Source organism: Photobacterium sp. TLY01 (assembly GCF_021432065.1).
GTDB lineage: Bacteria > Pseudomonadota > Gammaproteobacteria > Enterobacterales > Vibrionaceae > Photobacterium > Photobacterium halotolerans_A.
This window is the reverse complement of the sequence record NZ_CP090364.1, coordinates 660,926-684,775: the sequence shown is the minus strand read 5'-3', so window position 1 is coordinate 684,775 and position 23,850 is coordinate 660,926. Positions and strand designations below refer to the sequence as shown.

Sequence of the window (23,850 nt, the reverse complement as noted above, 5' to 3'; positions counted from 1 at the left end):
TCTGTCAGGTGACCGAATTACTCGGTGCCTTCCATTTCCTTTTCTACCAGCATGATCAAAATATGGATGATTTTAATGTGAATTTCCTGAATTCGATCTGCATAACCAAAATGCGGTACGCGAATTTCCACATCCGCAATCCCGGCCATTTTGCCGCCGTCTTTACCGGTCAGCGCAATCACTTTCATGCCTTTCGCTTTTGCCGCTTCGATGGCCTTCAAAATATTCGCTGAATTGCCGGACGTTGACAGACCAAACAAGACATCGCCTTTCGCTCCCACCGCTTCCAGGTAACGGGAAAAGACATATTCATAGCCAAAATCATTACTGACACAAGACAGATGGCTGGGATCAGAGATTGCGATACCCGGATAGCCAGGACGATTATCCCGGTAGCGCCCCGTCAGTTCTTCAGCAAAATGCATCGCATCACAGTGCGAGCCGCCGTTACCACAGGACAACACCTTACCGCCTTGTTTGAACGAGTCTGCCAGCAGCTTTGCGGCAGCCTGAATATCCGCCAGATTTTTTTCATCGCTGATGAATCGGTTCAGAACGTCCGCCGCTTCAGTCAGTTCGGCACGAATGAGATCTTGATACATAGGCTTTTCTCTGTGAATTGTTGTGTAAAGCAAGGAATTCCCTGCCGGATATGCCCTGACAGGCAGTTTACCCAGAAACACTAGGAAGTGTCGACTGAGCAGGCAGCAATTGCAGTGATTTTCCCCTCATATCAGCGTCCAGGCTGATAAGGAAACCGATTTCCTGCTACTTATCCCACCTTTTTGTTGCCTCTTTCATCAAATGACGATGAGAACCTACTCAGCAAAATCGAAAAAAGATTTTTACATTTCGCCAAAGATTACCTTACAATCAAATCAAGTGGTATGACCTCTTACCCGAATATAAAATTCACTAAAAATACCCTAAGGGAATATCCCTGATAAGGAGAAGAAAGAATGGCTACACTCGTGTACCTGCTGGGGTTGTTGGGGATAACCGGAGTGCTCGCTTATCACAGAGCCAGCCTCAGAACCTTCACCCTTGTTTTCGCCGTCGCGCTTGCTGTTGGTACTGTGCTGGACATTACCGGCGAGTACAGTTGGCTGGCGTTTCTGATCATTGCATTGCCACTGAACCTGCAGGCCATCCGCCAGAAATTACTCAGCAAACCTGCCCTGAAAGCCTTCAAAGGCGTGATGCCTGAAATGTCGCGGACAGAAAAAGAAGCAATCGACGCCGGCACGGTCTGGTGGGAAGCCGATCTGTTTCGCGGTGCGCCGGACTGGAACAAACTGCATGATATTCCTGCGCCACGCCTGAGTGCAGAAGAGAAAGCCTTCCTGGAAGGCCCGGTCAATGAAGTTTGCCGCATGGTCAATGACTTTGAAGTCACCCATGATATGGCCGATCTTCCTCCTGAAGTCTGGCAATACCTGAAGGACAAGAAATTCTTCGCCATGATCATCAAAAAAGAGTTTGGTGGTCTGGAATTTTCGGCTTATGCGCAATCACTGGTGCTGCAAAAACTGTCCAGTGTCTCTATGGTGATGTCGTCCACCGTGGGCGTACCTAACTCATTAGGTCCGGGTGAGCTGCTGCAACACTACGGCACAGAAGAGCAGAAAAATCACTACCTTCCTCGCCTGGCGGCAGGGAAAGAAATTCCCTGTTTTGCGCTGACCAGTCCGGAGGCAGGCTCTGATGCCGGTGCCATTCCGGATTTCGGTATTGTCAAAAAAGGTCAGTGGCAGGGTGAAGAAATCCTGGGGATGGAGCTGACCTGGAACAAGCGTTATATCACGCTGGCACCTGTGGCCACGGTTCTGGGCCTGGCTTTCAAGCTGTACGATCCAGAGCATTTAATTGGTGATGAAGAAGAACTGGGGATCACCTGTGCCCTGATCCCAACGCATTTAGACGGCGTGAAAATCGGTCGCCGCCACTTCCCGCTCAACGTGCCGTTCCAGAATGGTCCGACTCAGGGTGACAAGATTTTCGTACCGCTGAGCTACATCATTGGTGGTCAGGAAATGGCGGGGCAAGGCTGGCGCATGCTGGTGGAGTGCCTGTCGGTTGGTCGCGGTATCACTCTGCCATCAAACACCACAGGCGGCCTCAAAACGACAGCCCTGGCAACCGGTGCTTACTCACGTATTCGTCGTCAGTTCAAACTGCCTATCGGTAAAATGGAAGGGATTGAAGAGCCGCTGGCACGTATTGCCGGTAATGCTTATGTGCTGGACGCCGCCAGCAGCCTCACGGTCTCCGGTATCGATCTCGGTGAAAAACCGTCGGTAATTTCAGCTATCGTAAAATACCACTGTACGCACCGCAGCCAGCGCGGCATCATCGACGCGATGGACATCATCGGCGGTAAAGGGATCTGCCTGGGTCCAAGCAACTTCCTGGCTCGAGGCTATCAGGGTGCACCGATCGCGATCACCGTTGAAGGCGCCAATATCCTGACCCGCTCCATGATTATCTACGGTCAGGGGGCGATTCGCTGTCATCCTTACGTGCTGACTGAAATGAACGCTGCCTACAACGAAGACCAGCGTCAGGCTCTGATCGACTTTGATGATGCACTGTTCGGTCATATTGGTTTTGTGATCAGTAATTTGATGCGCTCATTCTGGCTGGGTCTGACCGACGGTCGCGGGTCTTCTTCACCGCGTAAAGATGCGACCAAGCGATACTACCAGCAACTGAACCGCTACAGTGCCAACATGGCTTTGCTGTCTGATATGTCTATGGCTGTTCTGGGTGGTTCACTGAAACGTAAAGAGCGCCTGTCGGCACGTCTGGGGGATATCCTGAGCCAGCTGTATCTGGCCTCTGCGACCCTGAAACGTTATGCCGATGACGGCAGTAAGCAAGAAGATCTGCCGCTGGTTCACTGGGGCCTGCAAGATGCGCTGTATCAGACCGAGCAAGCCATCGACCAGTTCCTGCGCAACTTCCCTAACCGTGCTGTTGCCGGGCTGCTGCGCGTTCTGATATTACCGCGCGGTCTGTCTCGAGTGCAACCGAGCGACAAACTGGATCACAAGCTGGCTGTGATGCTGCAGACACCGTGTGAAACCCGTGACCGGTTAGGCCGCGGTCAGTTCCTGGAAGCGATTGAGACGAACCCGGCAGGTATGATGGAAGAAGCGCTGAAAGACATTCTGGCTGCAGAACCTTTATACGACCGTGTGTGTCAGGCGGCGGGCAAAAAACTGCCATTCATGCAGCTGGATCAAGTGGCCGACACTGGCCTTGAGTTGAAAGCTATCAACGAAGATGAAGCTGAGCTGCTACGACGCGCTGAAGCGGGTCGTCTGCGCACCATCAATGTGGATGACTTCGACCCCCAGCGTTTAGTCGCAGGCGTGGCTGATACGCAGAAAGACATTGAGAATGCTGCGTAACGATTTGCTTCTGCCTGCTTGCGTAAACATATCTGCTTGTTGAAAGCACAAACCAAAAGGGAAGCATTGCGCTTCCCTTTTTTATGTTATCTGATTTGTTCAGCCTGAGACCCAGCTCAGGATTTACCGCGCCTTATGTGGCTAGACTTTCACATCTGGTGGAATTTCTAATTTCGGTGCTTCCGGCTCTGCTTCAATCGATTTTGCTCGCCGTCTTCTCAGTATCACAAAGACCAGCGCCATCAATATCATCACACCGTTACCCGCCAGAATCAGCTTCCATGCCTGGCTGCGGGCGGCCAATTGCTCTGCAAGTCGCTGTCTTTCAGCTTCAAGCCGGGCTTTTTCCTCTTGCCGTGCACGGTACTCCGCCAGATTTTTATCTAATTGCAAAACGGACGTAATCGCAAAGTGGCTTTTTTCTAACGGGAAAACCAAAGGCCGCTTTTTATAGGTGTCCGTTGCATACACCCACCCGGACCAGGCATAGCTGCCAGGCTGCTGCAAGTTCGGAACGGCAACGTCCAGATTGGTTGTTTCTGGCTGAGACTGCTCCTGGCTGATTGTCACGCTGCCATCCGGGGCTTCCTGCTCAACATGCACAGACACAGACCCCGGCTCGATCATGCCTTCCTCCGAGGTCACCACCAGCTGATGCGGATCTTCCGGTGCTCTCGCCTGAATAAAAGAGGACAAAATCGGTGGCGGATAAACCATGACCTGCTGCTCATGGGTACGAAGAAAAATGCCATTCCCCGAGGTGATCTTCACCCGGTAACGACCCGGCTGGATATGAACAGGCAGGGCGACAGTAAATACCCCGTCTCCCGGAGCTTCATCAAGGTTTAAGCCATCATCGACAAATTCCCCTAGTGACAGGGGCGTGGGCAGTGCATCTTCCGATTGTGCTTCAGGCTCGTCCACATATTCAAAGAAATTCACCGACATTTTGACACTGTCGAGAAAATCTCTGTCGGTCAGCAACTCGCCATCTTGTGTCAGACGAGCAGTAAATTTGTATGATTCGCTCTGATACAATCTTTCCGGCAGCGGTGCTACATCCAGCTTGAGGTTGGAAAGCACCTTCACCTGATTCTTATCACTGACCCGACCAACCGCCTGCCAGGGACCCGGCATTGGGTTTTCAATCGTGATGATGTCTCTGCCCGGCTCTTCGTGCCAGGCGACATTGTCCGGATGTCGCCACGGATAGTATTTCACCCCGTCCGGCCGGACCAAGACCACATTCTGGTTCTTGGTTTCTCTTTCTACCACGAAGGCCACTTGCTTGACGGTCGGATCAACCCGGAACCGGTTGTCCAGCCAGGACGCTGCCTGCACGCTTTGCGTGCCAAGCAACACCGGAATCAATGTAGACAGTAATGCTAGCCTTCGCATGCTTCTCCTATCGACGCCAGAGTGTGACGTCACCTTTTTTCTCGATGATATCTAAACGCGCTTCATGCGCATCTAGTTCATCGGCAGAAGCACGAATAATCTTTAATGTTTTCCTTCCGGAGGCCAGACGGCGTATCCCGCTTTCTGCACCACTGTCACTTTCTTCACCAGCGGCATTGAGGGCCAGTGAGGTCTGCCCACCGGTCATCATCAGATACACATCGGCCAGGATCTCAGCATCGAGCAAAGCGCCGTGCAGCGTCCGGTGAGAGTTATCAATACCGTAGCGCGAGCAAAGAATATCCAGATTATTCCGTTTACCCGGGAAGATTTTCTTCGCCATATCCAGGGTATCGGTCACCGAACAAAAGTCAGTGGTTTTTCCGATCGAAGCGTCTAGCTTTCTGAATTCATAATCCATAAAGCCGATATCGAAGGGGGCGTTATGCGCCACCAGCTCAGCACCACGGATAAAGTCCATAAACTCGTGATGAATGTCAGCATAGGAAGGTTTATCGCGCAGAAATTCATCCGTAATACCATGAACGGCGACGGCTTCTGGATCAATCGGCCGATCCGGTTTGATGTAGACGTGGAAAGTCCGTCCGGTGAATTTCCGGTTCACGATTTCCACTGCACCGATTTCAACGATGCGATGCCCTTCATAGTGAGGGCCGGTCATATTCATACCTGTGGTTTCGGTATCAAATACAATTATGCGTTCATTGGTGGCTTTCATAGTATCGGTTATGTCAGACTAGAGTTTTAATAAAGATGAATACTACCAAAGATGACCAAGCAGGTAGAGATTTTCACCGACGGTTCTTGCCTCGGCAACCCAGGCCCTGGCGGCTATGGCACAATCTTACGTTATAAAGGCCATGTCAAAGAGCTTAATGATGGCTTCTTCATGACCACCAATAATCGCATGGAACTGTTAGCGGCCATAGTCGGACTGGCCAGCCTCAAAGAATCTTGCGAGGTAGATTTAACCACTGATAGCCAATATGTGCGTCAGGGGATCACACAGTGGATCCACAACTGGAAAAAGCGCGGCTGGAAAACCGCAGATAAAAAACCGGTAAAAAACGCAGATTTGTGGCAACAGCTCGATCAGGAAACCCAGCGCCATCAAGTCCGCTGGCATTGGGTAAAAGGCCATGCCGGTCATCCGGAAAATGAACGCTGTGATGAGCTGGCCCGTCAGGCAGCCGAATCCCCCTCCAAAGACGATACCGGTTATCAGGAAAGCTGACAGCTTTGTGCCACGCTTATCCTGACGACTTCTTGTTCACCTGAGTACGGCAATTGACGCTGATTGGTGTCAGTTGCCGCCGCAGCTTCCAGCTTGGCTTAATCGGCTTGAGCGGGAAAGTTCGCTTTCTGGCCACAATCAGATAAATTCCACCGATGCCGGAGAAAGAACCCGACAACATGCTCTCAGCCCAGGCAGAGAATGCCGGATACCTTGTCGGCGGTAAAATGGCCAGATTTTCATGAAACACAACTTCGTAATTCAGCACACCCAGCCAGTCTTTAACCCGGATAGGCATGAACATACGTCCCGACCAGGGCGCACGCTTCCGGTTCCAGGGCAGCAATCCCCGCATGCCATGCAAGCTCAGCGGATTATAACCCGTGATCAGCAGATAGCCGTCATCGACCAGTACCCTGTCCACTTCGCGGAGCAGCGAATGGGGATCACCACAGAAATCCAGCTGATGTGCTAACACACAGGCATCAAAGGATTTTTCAAGAAAAGGTAATGCCATTGGATCCGCTTCAAGATTCCGAAGCGGATTATCGCGATCAATACAAACCTGATGACGGATGTTACAATGGCCACTGACGAATTCGCAGCTCAGGCCGCCCAACTTCAGCATGTGGTAGCCAAAGAGTCTCGGCCACCATTCATCCAGCTGAGCCTGAAGCATTTGTGCCGCCCATTCTCCCTGAACCAGCTGAGACCAGGAAGAGGGTGTATCGATTTCTTTTATTGTGCGGGCTGGCTTCATAAATGATGACTCACACATCAAGGACTGGAGACAATTTCATGCTAACGATTAAGAGCATACCTGCATTTAGCGACAATTACATCTGGCTAATTCAAGGGCCGGATAATCGCTGTGTGGTTGTCGACCCCGGCGACGCGACGCCTGTTCTGGATCGCTTAAACACCAGCAATCTGACACTTGAAGCGATACTAATCACCCATCACCATCATGATCATGTTGGCGGCATCAGTGAACTGAAACGAGCTTTCCCTGCCTGCAAGATAGTCGGTCCTGGCGCTGAAGCCATTCCCGGTTTAACACAGTCGGTCGAGGATGGCGATCAGGTCGATATTTTTGGCGAACGTTTCATGGTGTTGGGTTTGCCCGGCCATACCTCGGGACATATTGCCTACGTTGGCGACGGCAAGCTTTTCTGCGGCGACACCTTGTTCTCGGCTGGCTGTGGCCGTCTTTTTGAAGGCACGGCAGCTCAGATGTACAATTCGTTACAAAAATTAACCGCATTGCCAGACGAAACAGAAGTTTTCTGTGCACATGAATATACCAGTAGTAACCTGGCCTTTGCGTTAGTTGCAGAGCAGGATAATCCTCACCTGCAGCGCTACCGAGAAGAGGTCAGTCAGCGACGTGCCCGGGGAATCAGCACGATTCCAACGACTTTAGGGCTGGAAAAACGCGTTAATCCGTTTTTACGTTGTGATCAACCTAGTATCAAAAAAGCTGTTTCAGATAAAGCGGTTAACGACAGTGACCTGGAAACCTTCGCAGCCCTCAGACGTTGGAAGGACAATTTTTGAAGGACGGTCACTTGTAACCTGCACCTTTCGCCAAGTATTATCACCTGCGATTTTGGCAAAAGGCAGGTTACATGAAATCCCGATTTTTTTTAGCAAGTGCGCTGCTTCTGGCTGGTTGCCAAATAACAGGAAATTCTCAACAAGAGCCTGTGGCAACGAATCAGGAAAGTTCAGCCGCAGCGCAAAATAATAACAACACAGCTCCCACAGCAAAACACCCGAGCACCAAAGACCAGTCAGTGACCGCATTGGAAACACAAGTGACTGCGGTTGAACCGCCTGCTCCTGTGGTAACGCCACAGGAACAGGACGATGCATGGCAGCGCATTGCGATGCAGCTGAAGCTCGATGTTCCGGATAACAAACGCGTTAATTATTACCGCAACTGGTATCTTCGCCACCCCGGGCATCTGACTATCGTCGCTTCACGTGCAGAACCCTTCCTCTATCATATTACTGATGCCGTCGAAAAGCGTGGCATGCCGCTTGAGTTGGTGCTGCTACCTATCGTAGAAAGCTCATTTGATCAGTTTGCCTATTCCCATGGCCGCGCGGCTGGTTTATGGCAAATCATCCCGGGCACAGGCCGCCAATTTGGCCTGAAGCAAAACTGGTGGTACGACGGTCGTCGTGATGTGATCCAGTCGACCGAAGCAGCCCTTGACCTGCTTGAGTACCTTAACCGCCGTTTTGATGGCAACTGGTTACATGCGCTTGCAGCTTATAACTCAGGTGAAGGCAGAGTATTCCGGGCAATTCGTGAGAATAGAAAAGCCGGTAAACCGACGGACTTCTGGTCACTGGACCTGCCGGAAGAAACCAGCGGATATGTTCCCAAACTCTTGGCCGTTGCTGACATCGTCCGGAATCAAAGCAAATACGGTGTTGATATTCCTTTCATTGCCAATGAACCTGCAGTTGAAACCGTTGATCCAAAAACCCAAATGGATCTGGCGATGGCCGCTAAATATGCAGGACTTTCGCTTTCAGAGCTGAAATCGCTCAATCCTGCTTATAATCAGTGGGCAACGGCCCCCGAAGGTCAGACCCACCTCCTGCTACCGGTAGATAAGGTTGCGACTTTCAAGCAATCTTTTGAAGAAAATGGCCGGCAGGGCATGAAAGTCGTACGCTATCAGGTCAAAGCCGGTGACAGCCTGAGCGTGCTGGCCAAAAAGCACCACACCTCAGTTGATCTCATTCAACGGGCGAACAAAATGGCAGGCTCAAACATCAGGGCCGGTAAGTATATTTTGATCCCTGTGGCGATGAATGGTGAAAATGCCTTCCCAAGCCTGACCGAAGTACGCTCCCAGGTCAGCCACGGCAGCGGATATCGCACGATTTACAAGGTAGAATCCGGCGACAGTCTGTGGACGATCGCGAAAAAGCAAAAAGTCAGCATTAAAGAGCTGATGAAATGGAACGGCTTAAGCAAGCAATCAACGCTTCGCGTCGGACAAAAGCTGAATATCTGGAAAACCAGCCAAAACGGCGGGGTGATCAGAACAGTTTTCTATGAAGTCCGCAGCGGTGATAACCTCAGCGCTATCGCTGATCGTTTCAATGTGAAACTGGCAGATGTGATTAAATGGAATCAGTTGGGCAGTCAGAAGTACCTCAAGCCGGGCCAAAAACTGAAGCTGTTTGTCGATGTCACTAAGGTGAGCGTATGACGCCGTCAAGCAATCCATTGATCGCTTTACTGGACTTGTTTCGCTCCCCGGTAGATTGCTTCACCGCACTGCATCAGCGCCCCAAATGGGCGCTGTTCCCCTATCTGCTATTGATACTCACCCCCTTTGGTTTATGGGGCAGCTACTTTAATCAGGTCGATCTGACCTGGCTGCAGGAAACACTTCGCACTCAGATACCTCAGTTAACTCAAGAAAATCAACTGGATTGGCTGTCACGGGAAGTGCTGCTGGCCGGTGAAGTTTTCAGTGATATTTTAGGTCGTACTGCCAGCATTTTTATGCTGGCATTGTGGTTAAATCTGGCAACAAAGAACAGCAATGCTCCGCAACCTTTCGGCAAGTGGCTGACTGCAAGCTGCTTTATTCTACTGCCGACCTTGATCGGTGATTTAGCCAGTTATCTGAATATATTGTTCAATCCATCACAAGTCCTGCCAAATGCCGCGGATTTAAACAGCCTGAATGCATTTATCAAACTGCCGATGAATCACCCCTGGGCAGCTTTCGCCTCCAGCATCCCTTTGCTCGCACCCTGGTACATTGCACTGAGCTATATAGCAGTCAGCCTGTGGTGTGGCATTGAGCGAGCCAAAGCCATTGTGATAGCCACATTGCCTTGGTTGCTGGTCGTCACTGTTTGGCCGCTTCTGATTCTAACAGCCTGAAACGAGCTATGATTGGATGATGATCTGAGGCATCGGTTCCCGGTGCCTCAGCCTGTTCCAGCAGAAGGCCACGATAAAATAAATGATCAAGTGGCCAGCCGAGAACCCGGGTACGCAGATCTTTATCAAGGGTAACTTCATGCAGACCCAACTCTTCAATAAAACGGGCCACCACAGCCATACGCTCTTCGCGCCAGGTATTAAAGTCGCCGGCCAATAATACAGGTCCCTTGGCTTGTTCGAGCTGTTCTGACAAAGCGTCAAACTGTGCCCTGTATTCGTCCAGTCCCCACGCAAAATTTATCCCATGCAGATTCACCACCGTCAGCTGCTGCCCATTCGTCAGCGGGAATCTGGCTAGCAACGCAGACTTTGGAATACGCAACCAGGGTTCAACAGCCAGATAAGCGCATGTCTGTGCCGCCTGATGGCGCGAAAGATTCATCACGCCCGCAGGCGTATCCAGAAAAGCAAAAGCATTTGCCATCGTGACCTGCCATGGACTCTGCGCCAGATAGTGGCGAAAAGATTCACTCAGCTTGGCTTCCTGGATCAATACCAGATCACTGTCTGCACTGAATGTTTCCAGTGCTGCCTGCCAAGTGTCACGTTGCTGTTTATAGATATTCCAGACTGTAACCTGAAGCATTCCATTCCGATCAATGGCCGCTTTCGGCTTAGCATCAAGGCAATGAATACTGTACTGTTTTCCCTGCACTGCGTCTGTCACCTGCGCTTGCTCAGGGATATCAAATGAGTAATAGGTTCCGCCTCCGGCAACCAGCAGGGTTAAACCAACAACAATGGCGAGCTTTCTGAACATTCTACACCTGCATCCATCTCTGATTTGACCATACTATCATCAGATATTTTCCACACCTAAGCGCAATCTCTGCAACTCAGATCCACTCAGAAGAAAACACCCAGATACAGCTCACAAATCTGTATCCATACACACTGACCAGACATATCAGAAACAACAAAGCCCCGTCCGGAGACGAGGCTTTTCAAAGTGACAAAGGATGACGAACGATCGGACTGGCACCTCTGCGGGCTGGCGTACCAGCCGCCGACATCAGCGCAACGCGCTGACTGTCTGAAACGAAAAAGCCCCGTCTGATGACGAGGCTTTTAAAAAGTGGCAGGGGATGACGGATTCGAACCGCCGACATTCGGTTTTGGAGACCGACGTTCTACCGGGCTGAACTAATCCCCTGCAAGCTATTACTAGCTAATAAGTGGCGGAGCGGACGGGACTCGAACCCGCGACCCCCGGCGTGACAGGCCGGTATTCTAACCAACTGAACTACCGCTCCACTCAATTTTTCTGCCTAACAAAGTCTTACGCTTCACTGCTTTGTTTGGATCATTTGTCGCTGTGCGATGACGATTTTGATGCGAGAAGCGCAGTGTACATTCAGTACATGAGCATCGTAGCACTCAAAAGCGGCAAGCTACAGTAGACAAATTGGCAATCAGAGCCTGGCGATGTCCTACTCTCACATGGGGAGACCCCACACTACCATCGGCGCTGCTGCGTTTCACGTCTGAGTTCGGCATGGGATCAGGTGGGTCCACAGCGCTATGGTCGCCAGGCAAAATTTGGTGAAAATCTTCCGCTTGTCCTAAAGCACGCCAGCTGTGTTAAAGCCCTTTCTCACTCAGTTATGTACTCATGTACATGCCTTCGCTCGATTCAGCCTTTGCCTTGCTGTCGCACTTTATTCCTGCGCTACCTACAGCGCGCGGAATCTTTTCCAATCATGGAAATCTGACTATGTTCTCAGCACATCATTCAAGTGCTTATGGAGTCCGTAAAACCCCTTGGGTGTTGTATGGTTAAGCCTCACGGGCAATTAGTACAGGTTAGCTGAGCGCCTCACAACGCTTACACACCCTGCCTATCAACGTTCTAGTCTCGAACAGCCCTTCAGGAGGCTTGAAGCCTCAGGGATGACTCATCTCAGGGCTCGCTTCCCGCTTAGATGCTTTCAGCGGTTATCGATGCCGAACTTAGCTACCGGGCAATGCGTCTGGCGACACAACCCGAACACCAGCGGTTCGTTCACTCCGGTCCTCTCGTACTAGGAGCAACTCCCTTCAATCATCCAGCGCCCACGGCAGATAGGGACCGAACTGTCTCACGACGTTCTAAACCCAGCTCGCGTACCACTTTAAATGGCGAACAGCCATACCCTTGGGACCGACTTCAGCCCCAGGATGTGATGAGCCGACATCGAGGTGCCAAACACCGCCGTCGATATGAACTCTTGGGCGGTATCAGCCTGTTATCCCCGGAGTACCTTTTATCCGTTGAGCGATGGCCCTTCCATTCAGAACCACCGGATCACTATGACCTGCTTTCGCACCTGCTCGAACCGTCATTCTCGCAGTTAAGCGGGCTTATGCCATTGCACTAACCTCACGATGTCCGACCGTGATTAGCCCACCTTCGTGCTCCTCCGTTACGCTTTGGGAGGAGACCGCCCCAGTCAAACTACCCACCAGGCACTGTCCGCACCCCGGATAACGGGGCGACGTTAGAACATCAACACGACAAGGGTGGTATTTCAAGGACGGCTCCACAGATACTGGCGTACCTGCTTCGAAGCCTCCCACCTATCCTACACATGTAGGGTCAATGTTCAGTGCCAAGCTGTAGTAAAGGTTCACGGGGTCTTTCCGTCTAGCCGCGGGTACGCAGCATCTTCACTGCGATTTCAATTTCACTGAGTCTCGGGTGGAGACAGCGTGGCCATCATTACGCCATTCGTGCAGGTCGGAACTTACCCGACAAGGAATTTCGCTACCTTAGGACCGTTATAGTTACGGCCGCCGTTTACCGGGGCTTCGATCAAGAGCTTCTCCGAAGATAACCCCATCAATTAACCTTCCGGCACCGGGCAGGCGTCACACCGTATACGTCATCTTTCGATTTTGCACAGTGCTGTGTTTTTAATAAACAGTTGCAGCCACCTGGTATCTGCGACTCTCAGTAGCTCCATCCGCGAGGGACTTCACCGCCAAGAGCGTACCTTCTCCCGAAGTTACGGTACCATTTTGCCTAGTTCCTTCACCCGAGTTCTCTCAAGCGCCTTGGTATTCTCTACCCGACCACCTGTGTCGGTTTGGGGTACGATTGCTTATTATCTGAAGCTTAGAGGCTTTTCCCGGAAGCATGGCATCAATGACTTCATCACCGTAGTGACTCGACATCGGGTCTCAGCCTTAATGCAGAACCGGATTTGCCTAATTCTGCAGCCTACACCCTTAAACCAGGACAACCGTCGCCTGGCCCACCTAGCCTTCTCCGTCCCCCCATCGCAATAATAAGCAGTACGGGAATATTAACCCGTTTCCCATCGACTACGCCTTTCGGCCTCGCCTTAGGGGTCGACTTACCCTGCCCCGATTAACGTTGGACAGGAACCCTTGGTCTTCCGGCGAGGGGGTTTTTCACCCCCTTTGTCGTTACTCATGTCAGCATTCGCACTTCTGATACGTCCAGCATGCCTTACAGCACACCTTCAACCGCTTACAGAACGCTCCCCTACCCAATACAATAAATTGCATTGCCGCAGCTTCGGTGTATCACTTAGCCCCGTTAAATCTTCCGCGCAGGCCGACTCGACCAGTGAGCTATTACGCTTTCTTTAAATGATGGCTGCTTCTAAGCCAACATCCTGGCTGTCTGAGCCTTCCCACATCGTTTCCCACTTAGTGATACTTTGGGACCTTAGCTGGCGGTCTGGGTTGTTTCCCTCTCCACGACGGACGTTAGCACCCGCCGTGTGTCTCCCGGATAGTACTTACTGGTATTCGGAGTTTGCAAAGGGTTGGTAAGTCGGGATGACCCCCTAGCCTTAACAGTGCTCTACCCCCAGTAGTATTCGTCCGAGGCGCTACCTAAATAGCTTTCGGGGAGAACCAGCTATCTCCAGGTTTGATTGGCCTTTCACCCCTAGCCACAAGTCATCCGCTAATTTTTCAACATTAGTCGGTTCGGTCCTCCAGTAAGTGTTACCTCACCTTCAACCTGCCCATGGCTAGATCACCTGGTTTCGGGTCTAATCCCAGCAACTGCACGCCCAGTTAAGACTCGGTTTCCCTACGGCTCCCCTATACGGTTAACCTTGCTACTGAAATTAAGTCGCTGACCCATTATACAAAAGGTACGCAGTCACAGGACAAGCCTGCTCCTACTGCTTGTACGTACACGGTTTCAGGTTCTGTTTCACTCCCCTCACAGGGGTTCTTTTCGCCTTTCCCTCACGGTACTGGTTCACTATCGGTCAGTCAGGAGTATTTAGCCTTGGAGGATGGTCCCCCCATGTTCAGACAGGATAACACGTGTCCCGTCCTACTCGTTTTCACGTGTAAAGCATCGTCAGTTACGGGGCTGTCACCCTGTATCGCGGCCCTTTCCAGGGACCTTCACCTGACACTAAACACGCTTAAGGGCTAATCCGGTTTCGCTCGCCGCTACTGCCGGAATCTCGGTTGATTTCTCTTCCTCGGGGTACTTAGATGTTTCAGTTCCCCCGGTTCGCCTCATCAGGCTATGTATTCACCTGATGATAACTGCTTATGCAGCTGGGTTTCCCCATTCGGAAATCGGTGACTCAAGTGGCTCTTACTGCCTCATCACCGCTTATCGCAAGTTAGTACGTCCTTCATCGCCTCTGACTGCCCAGGCATCCACCGTGTACGCTTAGTCACTTAACCATACAACCCCAAGAGGTTTCGTATGTTCAAACAACCAAGGTTGTGTCTCTGACAAAGAGACAATTGGTTTATTCGCCGGACTCTTACACAAGACACTTGAATGTGTATTGCTTGAGAACTCTGTTTCTCTCGAAACAGTTTTTGATTCAATCTTTAAAATTGAATTTACTAGTCAGCTTTCCAGATTGTTAAAGAGCATGTGTTTCTTTTCTCCGGGGAGAAAAAAGCCACTTTCTAATCACACTCGCAAGTGCAGTTAGAAAGTGGCGTCCCATAGGGGAGTCGAACCCCTGTTACCGCCGTGAAAGGGCGGTGTCCTAGGCCTCTAGACGAATGGGACACTGTTGCGTCTTTACATATTAACCAAGCAATCTGTGTGGACACTGCATCAAAAACACAGTCTTTAGGTAAGGAGGTGATCCAGCCCCAGGTTCCCCTAGGGCTACCTTGTTACGACTTCACCCCAGTCATGAACCACACCGTGGTAAACGCCCTCCCGAAGGTTAAGCTATCTACTTCTGGTGCAGCCCACTCCCATGGTGTGACGGGCGGTGTGTACAAGGCCCGGGAACGTATTCACCGTGGCATTCTGATCCACGATTACTAGCGATTCCGACTTCATGGAGTCGAGTTGCAGACTCCAATCCGGACTACGACGTACTTTGTGGGATTCGCTCACTATCGCTAGCTCGCCGCCCTCTGTATACGCCATTGTAGCACGTGTGTAGCCCTACTCGTAAGGGCCATGATGACTTGACGTCGTCCCCACCTTCCTCCGGTTTATCACCGGCAGTCTCCCTGGAGTTCCCACCCGAAGTGCTGGCAAACAAGGATAAGGGTTGCGCTCGTTGCGGGACTTAACCCAACATTTCACAACACGAGCTGACGACAGCCATGCAGCACCTGTCTCAGAGTTCCCGAAGGCACCAATCCATCTCTGGAAAGTTCTCTGGATGTCAAGAGTAGGTAAGGTTCTTCGCGTTGCATCGAATTAAACCACATGCTCCACCGCTTGTGCGGGCCCCCGTCAATTCATTTGAGTTTTAATCTTGCGACCGTACTCCCCAGGCGGTCTACTTAACGCGTTAGCTCCGAAAGCCAGTGTTCAAGACACCAACCTCCAAGTAGACATCGTTTACGGCGTGGACTACCAGGGTATCTAATCCTGTTTGCTCCCCACGCTTTCGCATCTGAGCGTCAGTCTTTGTCCAGGGGGCCGCCTTCGCCACCGGTATTCCTTCAGATCTCTACGCATTTCACCGCTACACCTGAAATTCTACCCCCCTCTACAAGACTCTAGCATGCCAGTTCCAAATGCGATTCCGAGGTTGAGCCCCGGGCTTTCACATCTGGCTTAACACGCCGCCTGCATGCGCTTTACGCCCAGTAATTCCGATTAACGCTCGCACCCTCCGTATTACCGCGGCTGCTGGCACGGAGTTAGCCGGTGCTTCTTCTGCAGCTAACGTCAAAGATGGCATCTATTAAACACCACCTCTTCCTCACTGCTGAAAGTGCTTTACAACCCGAAGGCCTTCTTCACACACGCGGCATGGCTGCATCAGGGTTTCCCCCATTGTGCAATATTCCCCACTGCTGCCTCCCGTAGGAGTCTGGACCGTGTCTCAGTTCCAGTGTGGCTGATCATCCTCTCAGACCAGCTAGGGATCGTCGCCTAGGTGAGCCGTTACCCCACCTACTAGCTAATCCCACCTGGGCCAATCTTAGCGCGCGAGGCCCGAAGGTCCCCCGCTTTGCTCCGTAGAGATTATGCGGTATTAGCCATCGTTTCCAATGGTTATCCCCCACACTAAGGCATGTTCCCAGGCATTACTCACCCGTCCGCCGCTCGCCGCCCATCAACGCACCCGAAGGATTGTTGATGTCGCTGCCGCTCGACTTGCATGTGTTAGGCCTGCCGCCAGCGTTCAATCTGAGCCATGATCAAACTCTTCAATTAAAGTTTTGTTGCCTTTCCGAAGAAAGGCGGCTCAGTGATTACTGATGTTCCAACCGAAGTTGAAACGAATTGACTGTGCCGGTAACTCTTTCGAAAAAGCGCTACCATTTGGTCACTCAGTTCACTGATAAAATCTTTGATGACTGTATCATTGTCGAGTGCCCACACAGATTGCATGGTCAAATTGTTAAAGAACGTTTTGTTATCTCGTTAAGCCGTGCGGTTTATCGTGACAACGAGGGCGCATTATAGAGAGATGCTCTTACAGCGCAATAGTTTTTTTTGAATTTTATTTCGTTGGTCTATTTTTTAAACAACACCAAAACATACCGCCTAAAAACAGCACATTTCATCTGTCTTAAAAGGAAATTACTGTGGTGTTGCAGGTCTTTTCCGTTGCGATGGATGGCTGATAGGGATCGCTGCTAATAAGGTTTTCGTATAATCCGCTTTCGGCGCATGATAAATCTCATCAGCCGTTCCTATCTCAACAAGTTTGCCGTAGTACATCACAGCGACTCTGTCTGACACATGCTTTACGACTGACAAGTCGTGAGAAATAAAAATGACGGTGAGTTTCATCTCCTGCTGCAGCGCCAGTAACAAATTCAGTATCTGCGCCTGGACAGAGACATCCAGGGCAGAGACGGATTCATCACAGATTAACAGTTTCGGTTTGAGCGCAATCGCTCGTGCAATACCAATTCGCTGACGCTGCCCGCCAGAAAACTCGTGAGGATAGCGGTTGACAGCCGTGGCAGGTAAATCGACTTTTTTGAGTAACTCTAGTACCCATTGCTTACGCTCAGATGGTGTTCCTACATTATGGATAATAAATGGCTCTTCCAGAATCATGCCGACTGTATGTCGCTGATTCAGCGATTCCAGCGGATCCTGAAACACAATCTGCATCTCTTTTCGAAGCGGGCGCATCTGGCGAGGAGACAAATGCGTAATATCCTTACCGTCAAAAAAGATGTTGCCTTCTGTCGGCTCATACAGCTTCAGAATGGTTCGGCCCAGTGTACTTTTACCGCAACCAGATTCACCAACCAGCCCTAAGGTTTCTCCTCTTCTGATTGAAAAAGAAACACCATCAACAGCTTTCACTGTGTAGCCCTTTTTGAATATCCCTTTTCCTGAAACAAAGTGCTGCTTCAGGTTCTCAATACGCAAAATGTCATCCATGAAAACACCCGTTCCTTGACGCAGTTGCCACTCTATTCCCCAAATTCCGGAAACCTGGATGGATCGATAGGTTCAAGGGGAATCATTTGTTTGCTTGGACGTTCAGCGCTGGGCATCAATCCTAACAGCCGTTGGGTGTAGGGATGCTTGGGATGGTCGAACAACGCAAACACGTCGGCCGTTTCCAGCACTTTACCGCCATACATCACAGCCACATCATCACAAATTTCCGCCACGACGCCCAAATCATGGGTAATAAAGATCATCGCCATTTGGGTTTCATCCTGCAGTGCCTGCATCAATTTCAGGATTTCGGCCTGGATCGTGACATCCAGCGCCGTTGTCGGCTCATCACAGATCAGGATGTCTGGCTTGCAGGCCAGCGCCATGGCAATCATCACCCTTTGCCGCATGCCACCGGACAAGCTGTGCGGATATTCGTGCAGACGTTTTTCAGCCATGGGTATCTGCACTTTTTTCAGCATGTCCAGTGAATAACGGTTACGTTCCTTTTTGCTCAGTTCCGGACGATGAAGCGCCAGCACTTCATTGAGCTGTTTACCTATGGTGTACACAGGATTGAGTGCTGTCATCGGGTCCTGAAAGATCATGGATATGCGATCGCCACGCATGGCACACATCTCCCGGGCGGACAGTTCAAGCAAGTTGGTGTTGCGGTACAGCACTTTCCCCTTGGTTACCCGGCCATAAGGCTTTGGCAGCAGGCCCATGACAGACATGGCCGTCACGCTTTTTCCAGATCCGGACTCGCCGACCAGTCCGAGGGTACGGCCTTTTTTGACATCAAATGATACGCCGTGCAGTACCTTCTCCACACCGTCATCTGTGCAAAACTCAGTTTCCAGATCTTTTACCTGCAGAATAACCTGATGGTCGTTCATCTCGCCTTTCCCCCGCTTACAGCTTGTAGGCCTCTTCCATAATGGTGACGGGCTCGAAAGTTTTGCCTGACTTCATCGCCGCTTTCGTTTCTCGCTTCAGCGAATCATCAATCCAATAGGTGCCCAGATCCCGGAAGGTACCCGACGGGAAAAGAAACTCAGTGGACTTTGTCATCGCCGGTTGCGGTATCTGCAGCCAGCGCCAGTAAGCTTCGCGGGCATAAGGGCGCATGTAACCGGGAATAATGACGCTGGCTTGATCCACAATGGCCTGTATTTGCTTGGCGAGTGCTTTCTTTTTATTCAAGTCAAATTCGGAGCGATAGGCCAGGATCAGCTGATCTAATTCAGGAGTGCTGTAATTGGTGAAGTTATTATTCTGCGGTTTATTGGCGTTTTCAGAGTAGAAATACTCCCAGTATTGGGGGATTTCGCTGGTGCCCATGGAGTGGAAAGAGAGCTCGTGTTTTTTCTCCAGCACATATTTAAATGCCGATGAGCCGTCGATCAGATTCAGGGTATATTCGAGCCCAGCCAGTTTGGCCTGCTCTTTCAGGTAAGCCACTTGTGGGGTCAAATAGCCATAGCTGTAGGTGATGGCAAATGAAAGGCGCTGCCCTTTATTATTAACCCGAATACCGTCCGGGCCAATGTTTCCGAAACCCGCTTGTGTAAAATACGCAATCGCGGTATCCGGGTCAAACGGCGGCGCTTTCAGCTCGCTGTTAGTGTAATCACCATGCCCGACCCCCATGGGATTGGGTTTTCTGATGACATCACCTCGTAAGACTTTCTCAATCAGGCCATCAAAATCTGTGGCGAATGCCAGACCTTTACGGATATCCAGATTCCCCAGCAATGGCTTGGCGGTATTGATCCACAATCCACCCGCGCCCATAGGGACCTGATTATATCCCCAGAATTTATGGATATAACCATGCTCAAAATTGGGGGTATCCGACTTCTCGCGCCACAGCTCTGGGGTGTCCAGCCAGAAGGAGTCCAGATTGCCTTTTTCAAAGTGCTGACGGGCAATGTCTTTGTCACGTATCACTTTGACGCGAATTTTCTCGACATTATAGCGATACAGATAATAGGGGTTTGAGTATCCCCACCAGTCTTTGCCGACATGTTTGAAGGTGATCGACTTGCCTTTTTTGATATCGTCAATGTAATACGGTCCGGCGGACGGCTCAGCTTTAAAGTTGTAATAGCGAACAAAGTTATCTTCTACTCCATCCTTGTTTTTATCGACTTTCGGTTGATAGAAATGAGCCGGACGAGGCTGCAGATTGGTGTACAGCATTAACTCTTCTTTATTGCGTTTTTCTGCCGAAACCACAGCAAAGGTATGATCATCGTATTTGATGACATCGGCAATCTGCTGGGTATAAAAGGTGTTATACCAGGGTGCGACGATGTCTTTGGAGCGCATAAACGTCAGCACATAGGTGAAATCATCTGCAGTAATCGGCTTGCCATCAGACCATCTGGCGTTAGGGTTAATCCGAAAATAGACGGTTTTGTCGTCATTGCCATAAGCCCATTCGGTGGCGATATCCGGGATCCAGGCCTTGGTATCCGGGTGACGGGTCACCGCGGCGGGGCGACTGTCGAGCAACCAGGTACGGAATCGGCCGTTGGAATCCGGTCCGACGATACGAAAGGTCTGCGGAAAACTTTCAATATAGGTATTGAAGGTGCCACCGAATTTGGCTTGTGGTGAGGCAAAACGCGGCTCATGCAGATTGGACTCCCACTTCAAGCCAACCGGCAACTCGGCAGACCATGCCGGTAAACAACCAAGTGTGATGACTCCAAAAGCGAATATGTTCAGTATTTTTCTCATGGTACATCCTTGTTATCTGGCGACACGTCTTTATTAACTATAACGGGTAAATTTTTTCGGATCGAAAGCCGCGCGTACACTCTCGCCAATAAAGGTCACCATCACCAGGACCAGCACGATGGCCGTCACCACGGTCATGACTATCCAGGGCGCCCCTAAATTCGATTTTCCCTGCTGCAGTAAATCTCCCCAACTGGGTGTCGGCGGCATTAAGCCCAAGCCTAAATAATCCAGTGCGGTTAACGCCGTAATATTAGCCGCGATGGTAAATGGGGCCAATGTCACGATCATCACCATGACATTGGGCAAAATGTGGGCGTAAAGAATCCGCCAGTTTGAGGCGCCCAGCGCCTTGGCGGCCATCACATAATCCCGGGCCACTTCTTTGTAGGTCATGGTGCGCATGTACCAGGTCATCCCCATCCAGCCGAACAAAACATTGATGGCGACAAACAACGTAAACGAAGGCTGGGTAATCGAGACAAGGATCATGATGACGTAGAGAAAAGGCACCATGGACCAGATTTCGATAAAGCGCTGAACCAGCAAGTCAAACTTGCCGCCCCAAAAGCCCATCGCGCAACCGACGGCTGTACCGATGGCATAGGAAATGGCCATGGTCAGCAAGGCAAACCCCATCGTAATCCGAAACCCGTACACCAGCCGGGCTAAAATATCCCGCCCTATGGTATCGGTGCCAAGATAATGCCGGGACTCGGCGTCCGGCGCGGTGGGAGGAAAATCACCGCTAAAATCCTGCTCATAGGGGTTCCAGGGCACGAGCGGCATCAGCACGAAATTATCTGTCTCGCTTTGTGCAAAGGCCTGCTGTAATTCCCGGTACTGTGCCTCGCTTTGGTACACCTGGCCGAACTGAGTCCCCGGCAACACATCACTGACAACCGGAAAATAGTACTCCCCCTGATATTTGACGATCAGCGCTTTGCTGTTAATCAAAAACTCAGCAAACAAGGATAGCACCAGTAGTACGGATAAGATGATCAGTGACCAGTAGCCACGCTTGATCGCTTTAAAACGCTGGATTTTCTTTTTTGTCAGCGGGCTCAGGGTCAGCATCTCAGGCTCCGAATCTCACTCGGGGGTCAATCATGGCAACACACGCATCGGATATGATATTGCCCAGCATCAGTAACACAGCATTAATCGCGACGATTCCCATCACCACCGGATAATCCCGCTCAATGATGGATTCATATCCCAGCAGACCGATACCATCAATGTTGAATATCACCTCAATCAGAAAAGATCCGGTCATAAAGAACAGTAAAGAGTTCCCAAAATGGCTGGCAATAGGAATCAGACTATTGCGCAGTGCATGGCGGCGAACCGCGGTTGTAAATGGCAACCCTTTGGCAATTGCGGTACGGATATAATCCGCTGACAGCGTTTCCATCATGTTGTTTTTCATTGTCATTGTGAGGGTGGCAAAATCGCCAATCAAATAACAGATCAGCGGCAGGCAGGCATGCCAGAGGATGTCTTTTGCCTGCTGCCAGAATGATTCATAGTCATCGAAGTCGTCGCTGACAAAGCCCCCCATTGGAAACCATTCCAGGTGATAGCTGAACAGCGTAATCAACATCACCCCAACCACATAACCCGGCAAGGCATAACCGACAAAAATCAGAATTGATGACCCGGAGTCAAAGCCGCTGCCGTGTTTTAGGGCTTTGTAATATCCCAGAGGAATCGAAATAAAATAACTGAGAAAAAAGGTCACGCCACCGTAGAACATGGACACAGGCAACCTGTCCATGATCATGTCCCAAACCGGTTCGTAGTAACGGGTCGACAGCCCGAAGTCCAGATGCAGCATTTTCATCAGCCACTCGGAATAGGCTTCAAATACCGGCTTGTCTAATCCGTAGAACGCATTGAGCTCGGCCAGTTGATCTTCTGACAGCGCATTGCTTTCCCCTGCCATGGACGGGGACATAGACATACTTTGCTGCGCCTGAATATTGGCCAGCATCCGTTCGACCGGTCCGCCCGGCACAAAACGGGTAAGGGCAAAAATCAGAACCGTAATGCCGATAAAAGTGGGAATGACCAGCGCCAAACGGCGCAAAAAGTATGAAAGCATGAAGCGAAATGACTCCTGTCATTGTCATCCTGTTCCTTGGTGTAGTGAGTATAGCAGTTGGTTGAGTCACTAATGATGATCCAAACAGCAGCCAGCTCACTCTTTGACAATAAAAACATGAAGTTATATTTACCCTTGCGTCAGAGGGAAAATACTGTCCTGATAGTCTTGCCCATCAGGCAGGCCATCGGGTGATCAATCTCAGGATATAAAAAAACAGACACGTTTTGAGCGTGTCTGTTTTTTTGAACGTTGCAGTGCCGGATAACTATTTGTTGGCGGCTAGCCAGGCCGGTACATCCGCGACGCTGTCGAGCACCACCGATGCCAGTGCCTCCCCTTCCGGCGTGACTGGCTTACCGGTACGCACCAGAATCCGGGTGCCGACTTCAGCCGCTTTCGCCGCTGTCATATCATCGGTTTTATCACCAATCATCACAGAGCGAGCCATATCGATTTTCAGGAAATCCCGGGCTGAAATGAACATGCCTGGCTTTGGCTTGCGGCAATCACAATCTTGCAGATAGTCGCCCTTTCCTTCTGTCGGGTGATGCGGGCAGTAATAGATGCCGTCAAATTCGACACCGTTATCGACAAAATTCCAGTCCATCCACTCTGTCAGGGTCAGAAATTCATCTTCGGTATACATACCTCTGGCAATACCGGCCTGATTGGTCACCAGCACCAGAAGGTAGCCCTGTGCTTTCAGTTTCTTACAGGCGTCAAACACCCCTTCGATATAGTCAAAGTCGTCGACAGTATGGACATAGCCGTGATCAACGTTAATGACGCCGTCACGATCAATAAACACAGCAGGCTTAGCCAAGCGATCACCTAAAGATAGAAATCAAATTCGCTAAATTATGGCATGGCTGACACGCGGAATCATCTCTTTATCCTCAGGCAGACGGGCTGACACTTTTCCGGCTGAACATCAGAGTTTTTTCATTTGGCCGTCTAGACGTAAAAATATCTATTGACTTAGCCATCTAGACACCCTAGCATCCCACAACAGATGACACGGAAATATTCCGGCAACACAAGAAGATGACAAGGTCTATCGCCTAAACCACACACAAAAATACTAATTTAGGCGAAATGACGACCATAAAGCTATGCTGGTTTACAACACAGCAA

The 23,850-nt window shown here is 50.6% G+C and carries 16 protein-coding genes, 3 tRNA genes and 3 rRNA genes; 5 read left to right on the top strand and 17 right to left on the bottom strand.

Going from position 1 to position 23,850, the window contains the following annotated elements:
* Nucleotides 1-17: 17 nt before the first annotated feature.
* Nucleotides 18-602 (bottom strand): D-sedoheptulose 7-phosphate isomerase, encoded by a 585-nt coding sequence (gene lpcA / locus LN341_RS03360; RefSeq protein ID WP_046221578.1) that lies wholly within the window; start codon nt 600-602, stop codon nt 18-20.
* A 357-nt stretch (nt 603-959) separates the two neighbouring features.
* Between lpcA and fadE the strand changes: the two genes are divergently transcribed.
* The gene (gene fadE, locus LN341_RS03355) at nt 960-3,413 is read left to right on the top strand and encodes an acyl-CoA dehydrogenase FadE (RefSeq protein WP_046221579.1); all 2,454 of its coding nucleotides are present in this window, start codon (nt 960-962) and stop codon (nt 3,411-3,413) included.
* 141 nt (nt 3,414-3,554) lie between these two features.
* On the opposite strand, the gene LN341_RS03350 is transcribed toward fadE, so the two are convergent.
* Entirely contained in the window at nt 3,555-4,811 is a 1,257-nt protein-coding gene (locus LN341_RS03350; RefSeq protein ID WP_234204034.1) for a TIGR03503 family protein, read from the bottom strand.
* 7 nt (nt 4,812-4,818) lie between these two features.
* Nucleotides 4,819-5,550 carry a DNA polymerase III subunit epsilon gene (dnaQ, locus tag LN341_RS03345; RefSeq protein WP_046222600.1) on the bottom strand — a complete coding sequence of 244 codons (732 nt, stop codon included), beginning with the start codon at nt 5,548-5,550 and terminating at the stop codon, nt 4,819-4,821.
* A gap of 51 nt (nt 5,551-5,601) precedes the next feature.
* On the opposite strand from dnaQ, the gene rnhA reads away from it, so the two are divergent.
* Nucleotides 5,602-6,066 (top strand): ribonuclease HI, encoded by a 465-nt coding sequence (gene rnhA, locus LN341_RS03340; protein ID WP_046222601.1) that lies wholly within the window; start codon nt 5,602-5,604, stop codon nt 6,064-6,066.
* 16 nt (nt 6,067-6,082) lie between these two features.
* Here the strand turns inward: rnhA and LN341_RS03335 are convergent, their stop codons facing one another.
* Entirely contained in the window at nt 6,083-6,826 is a 744-nt protein-coding gene (locus tag LN341_RS03335; protein ID WP_082095887.1) for a methyltransferase domain-containing protein, read from the bottom strand.
* Nucleotides 6,827-6,864: 38 nt separating this feature from the next.
* Between LN341_RS03335 and gloB the strand changes: the two genes are divergently transcribed.
* The 3 genes from gloB to LN341_RS03320 all read left to right on the top strand — a co-directional run bounded on the left by gloB (nt 6,865) and on the right by LN341_RS03320 (nt 9,985).
* The gene (gene gloB / locus LN341_RS03330; protein ID WP_234204866.1) at nt 6,865-7,623 is read left to right on the top strand and encodes a hydroxyacylglutathione hydrolase; all 759 of its coding nucleotides are present in this window, start codon (nt 6,865-6,867) and stop codon (nt 7,621-7,623) included.
* A 71-nt stretch (nt 7,624-7,694) separates the two neighbouring features.
* Nucleotides 7,695-9,299, top strand: coding sequence for a LysM peptidoglycan-binding domain-containing protein (locus tag LN341_RS03325; protein ID WP_046222604.1), 1,605 nt, complete (start codon nt 7,695-7,697; stop codon nt 9,297-9,299).
* Nucleotides 9,296-9,985 (top strand): YIP1 family protein, encoded by a 690-nt coding sequence (locus tag LN341_RS03320; protein WP_234204033.1) that lies wholly within the window; start codon nt 9,296-9,298, stop codon nt 9,983-9,985. Before LN341_RS03325 ends, LN341_RS03320 begins: the two co-directional genes overlap by 4 nt.
* Here the strand turns inward: LN341_RS03320 and LN341_RS03315 are convergent.
* The 13 genes from LN341_RS03315 to gmhB form a co-directional block, all read right to left on the bottom strand.
* Nucleotides 9,951-10,808, bottom strand: a complete 858-nt coding sequence (locus tag LN341_RS03315) for an endonuclease/exonuclease/phosphatase family protein (protein WP_046222606.1) — start codon at nt 10,806-10,808, stop codon at nt 9,951-9,953. The two genes, LN341_RS03320 and LN341_RS03315, sit on opposite strands and share 35 nt — an antisense overlap.
* A 316-nt stretch (nt 10,809-11,124) precedes the next feature.
* Nucleotides 11,125-11,201: transfer RNA gene (locus LN341_RS03310), tRNA-Trp, on the bottom strand.
* Nucleotides 11,202-11,224: 23 nt separating this feature from the next.
* A tRNA-Asp gene (locus LN341_RS03305) sits at nt 11,225-11,301 on the bottom strand.
* 164 nt (nt 11,302-11,465) lie between these two features.
* Nucleotides 11,466-11,581: ribosomal RNA gene (gene rrf, locus LN341_RS03300) — 5S ribosomal RNA — on the bottom strand.
* Nucleotides 11,582-11,820: 239 nt separating this feature from the next.
* Nucleotides 11,821-14,710: ribosomal RNA gene (locus LN341_RS03295) — 23S ribosomal RNA — on the bottom strand.
* 264 nt (nt 14,711-14,974) lie between these two features.
* Nucleotides 14,975-15,050, bottom strand: a tRNA-Glu gene (locus tag LN341_RS03290).
* A 68-nt stretch (nt 15,051-15,118) separates the two neighbouring features.
* A 16S ribosomal RNA gene (locus LN341_RS03285) occupies nt 15,119-16,670 on the bottom strand.
* Together the 16S, 23S and 5S rRNA genes with 3 tRNA genes alongside form the textbook arrangement of a ribosomal RNA operon.
* Before the next feature lie 369 nt (nt 16,671-17,039).
* Nucleotides 17,040-17,858 (bottom strand): ABC transporter ATP-binding protein, encoded by an 819-nt coding sequence (locus tag LN341_RS03280; RefSeq protein WP_234204032.1) that lies wholly within the window; start codon nt 17,856-17,858, stop codon nt 17,040-17,042.
* A gap of 32 nt (nt 17,859-17,890) precedes the next feature.
* Nucleotides 17,891-18,760 carry an ABC transporter ATP-binding protein gene (locus tag LN341_RS03275; protein WP_234204031.1) on the bottom strand — a complete coding sequence of 290 codons (870 nt, stop codon included), beginning with the start codon at nt 18,758-18,760 and terminating at the stop codon, nt 17,891-17,893.
* 16 nt (nt 18,761-18,776) lie between these two features.
* A complete protein-coding gene (locus LN341_RS03270) occupies nt 18,777-20,609 on the bottom strand; it encodes an extracellular solute-binding protein (RefSeq protein WP_234204030.1) in 1,833 nt (610 codons plus the stop codon).
* Between the two features lie 33 nt (nt 20,610-20,642).
* Nucleotides 20,643-21,686: an ABC transporter permease gene (locus LN341_RS03265; RefSeq protein WP_046222053.1), complete on the bottom strand. Its 1,044-nt coding sequence runs from the start codon at nt 21,684-21,686 to the stop codon at nt 20,643-20,645.
* 1 nt (nt 21,687) lies between these two features.
* Nucleotides 21,688-22,713, bottom strand: a complete 1,026-nt coding sequence (locus LN341_RS03260; RefSeq protein ID WP_046222052.1) for an ABC transporter permease subunit — start codon at nt 22,711-22,713, stop codon at nt 21,688-21,690.
* Nucleotides 22,714-22,981: 268 nt separating this feature from the next.
* Nucleotides 22,982-23,539 carry a D-glycero-beta-D-manno-heptose 1,7-bisphosphate 7-phosphatase gene (gene gmhB / locus LN341_RS03255; RefSeq protein WP_046222051.1) on the bottom strand — a complete coding sequence of 186 codons (558 nt, stop codon included), beginning with the start codon at nt 23,537-23,539 and terminating at the stop codon, nt 22,982-22,984.
* Nucleotides 23,540-23,850: the final 311 nt, after the last annotated feature.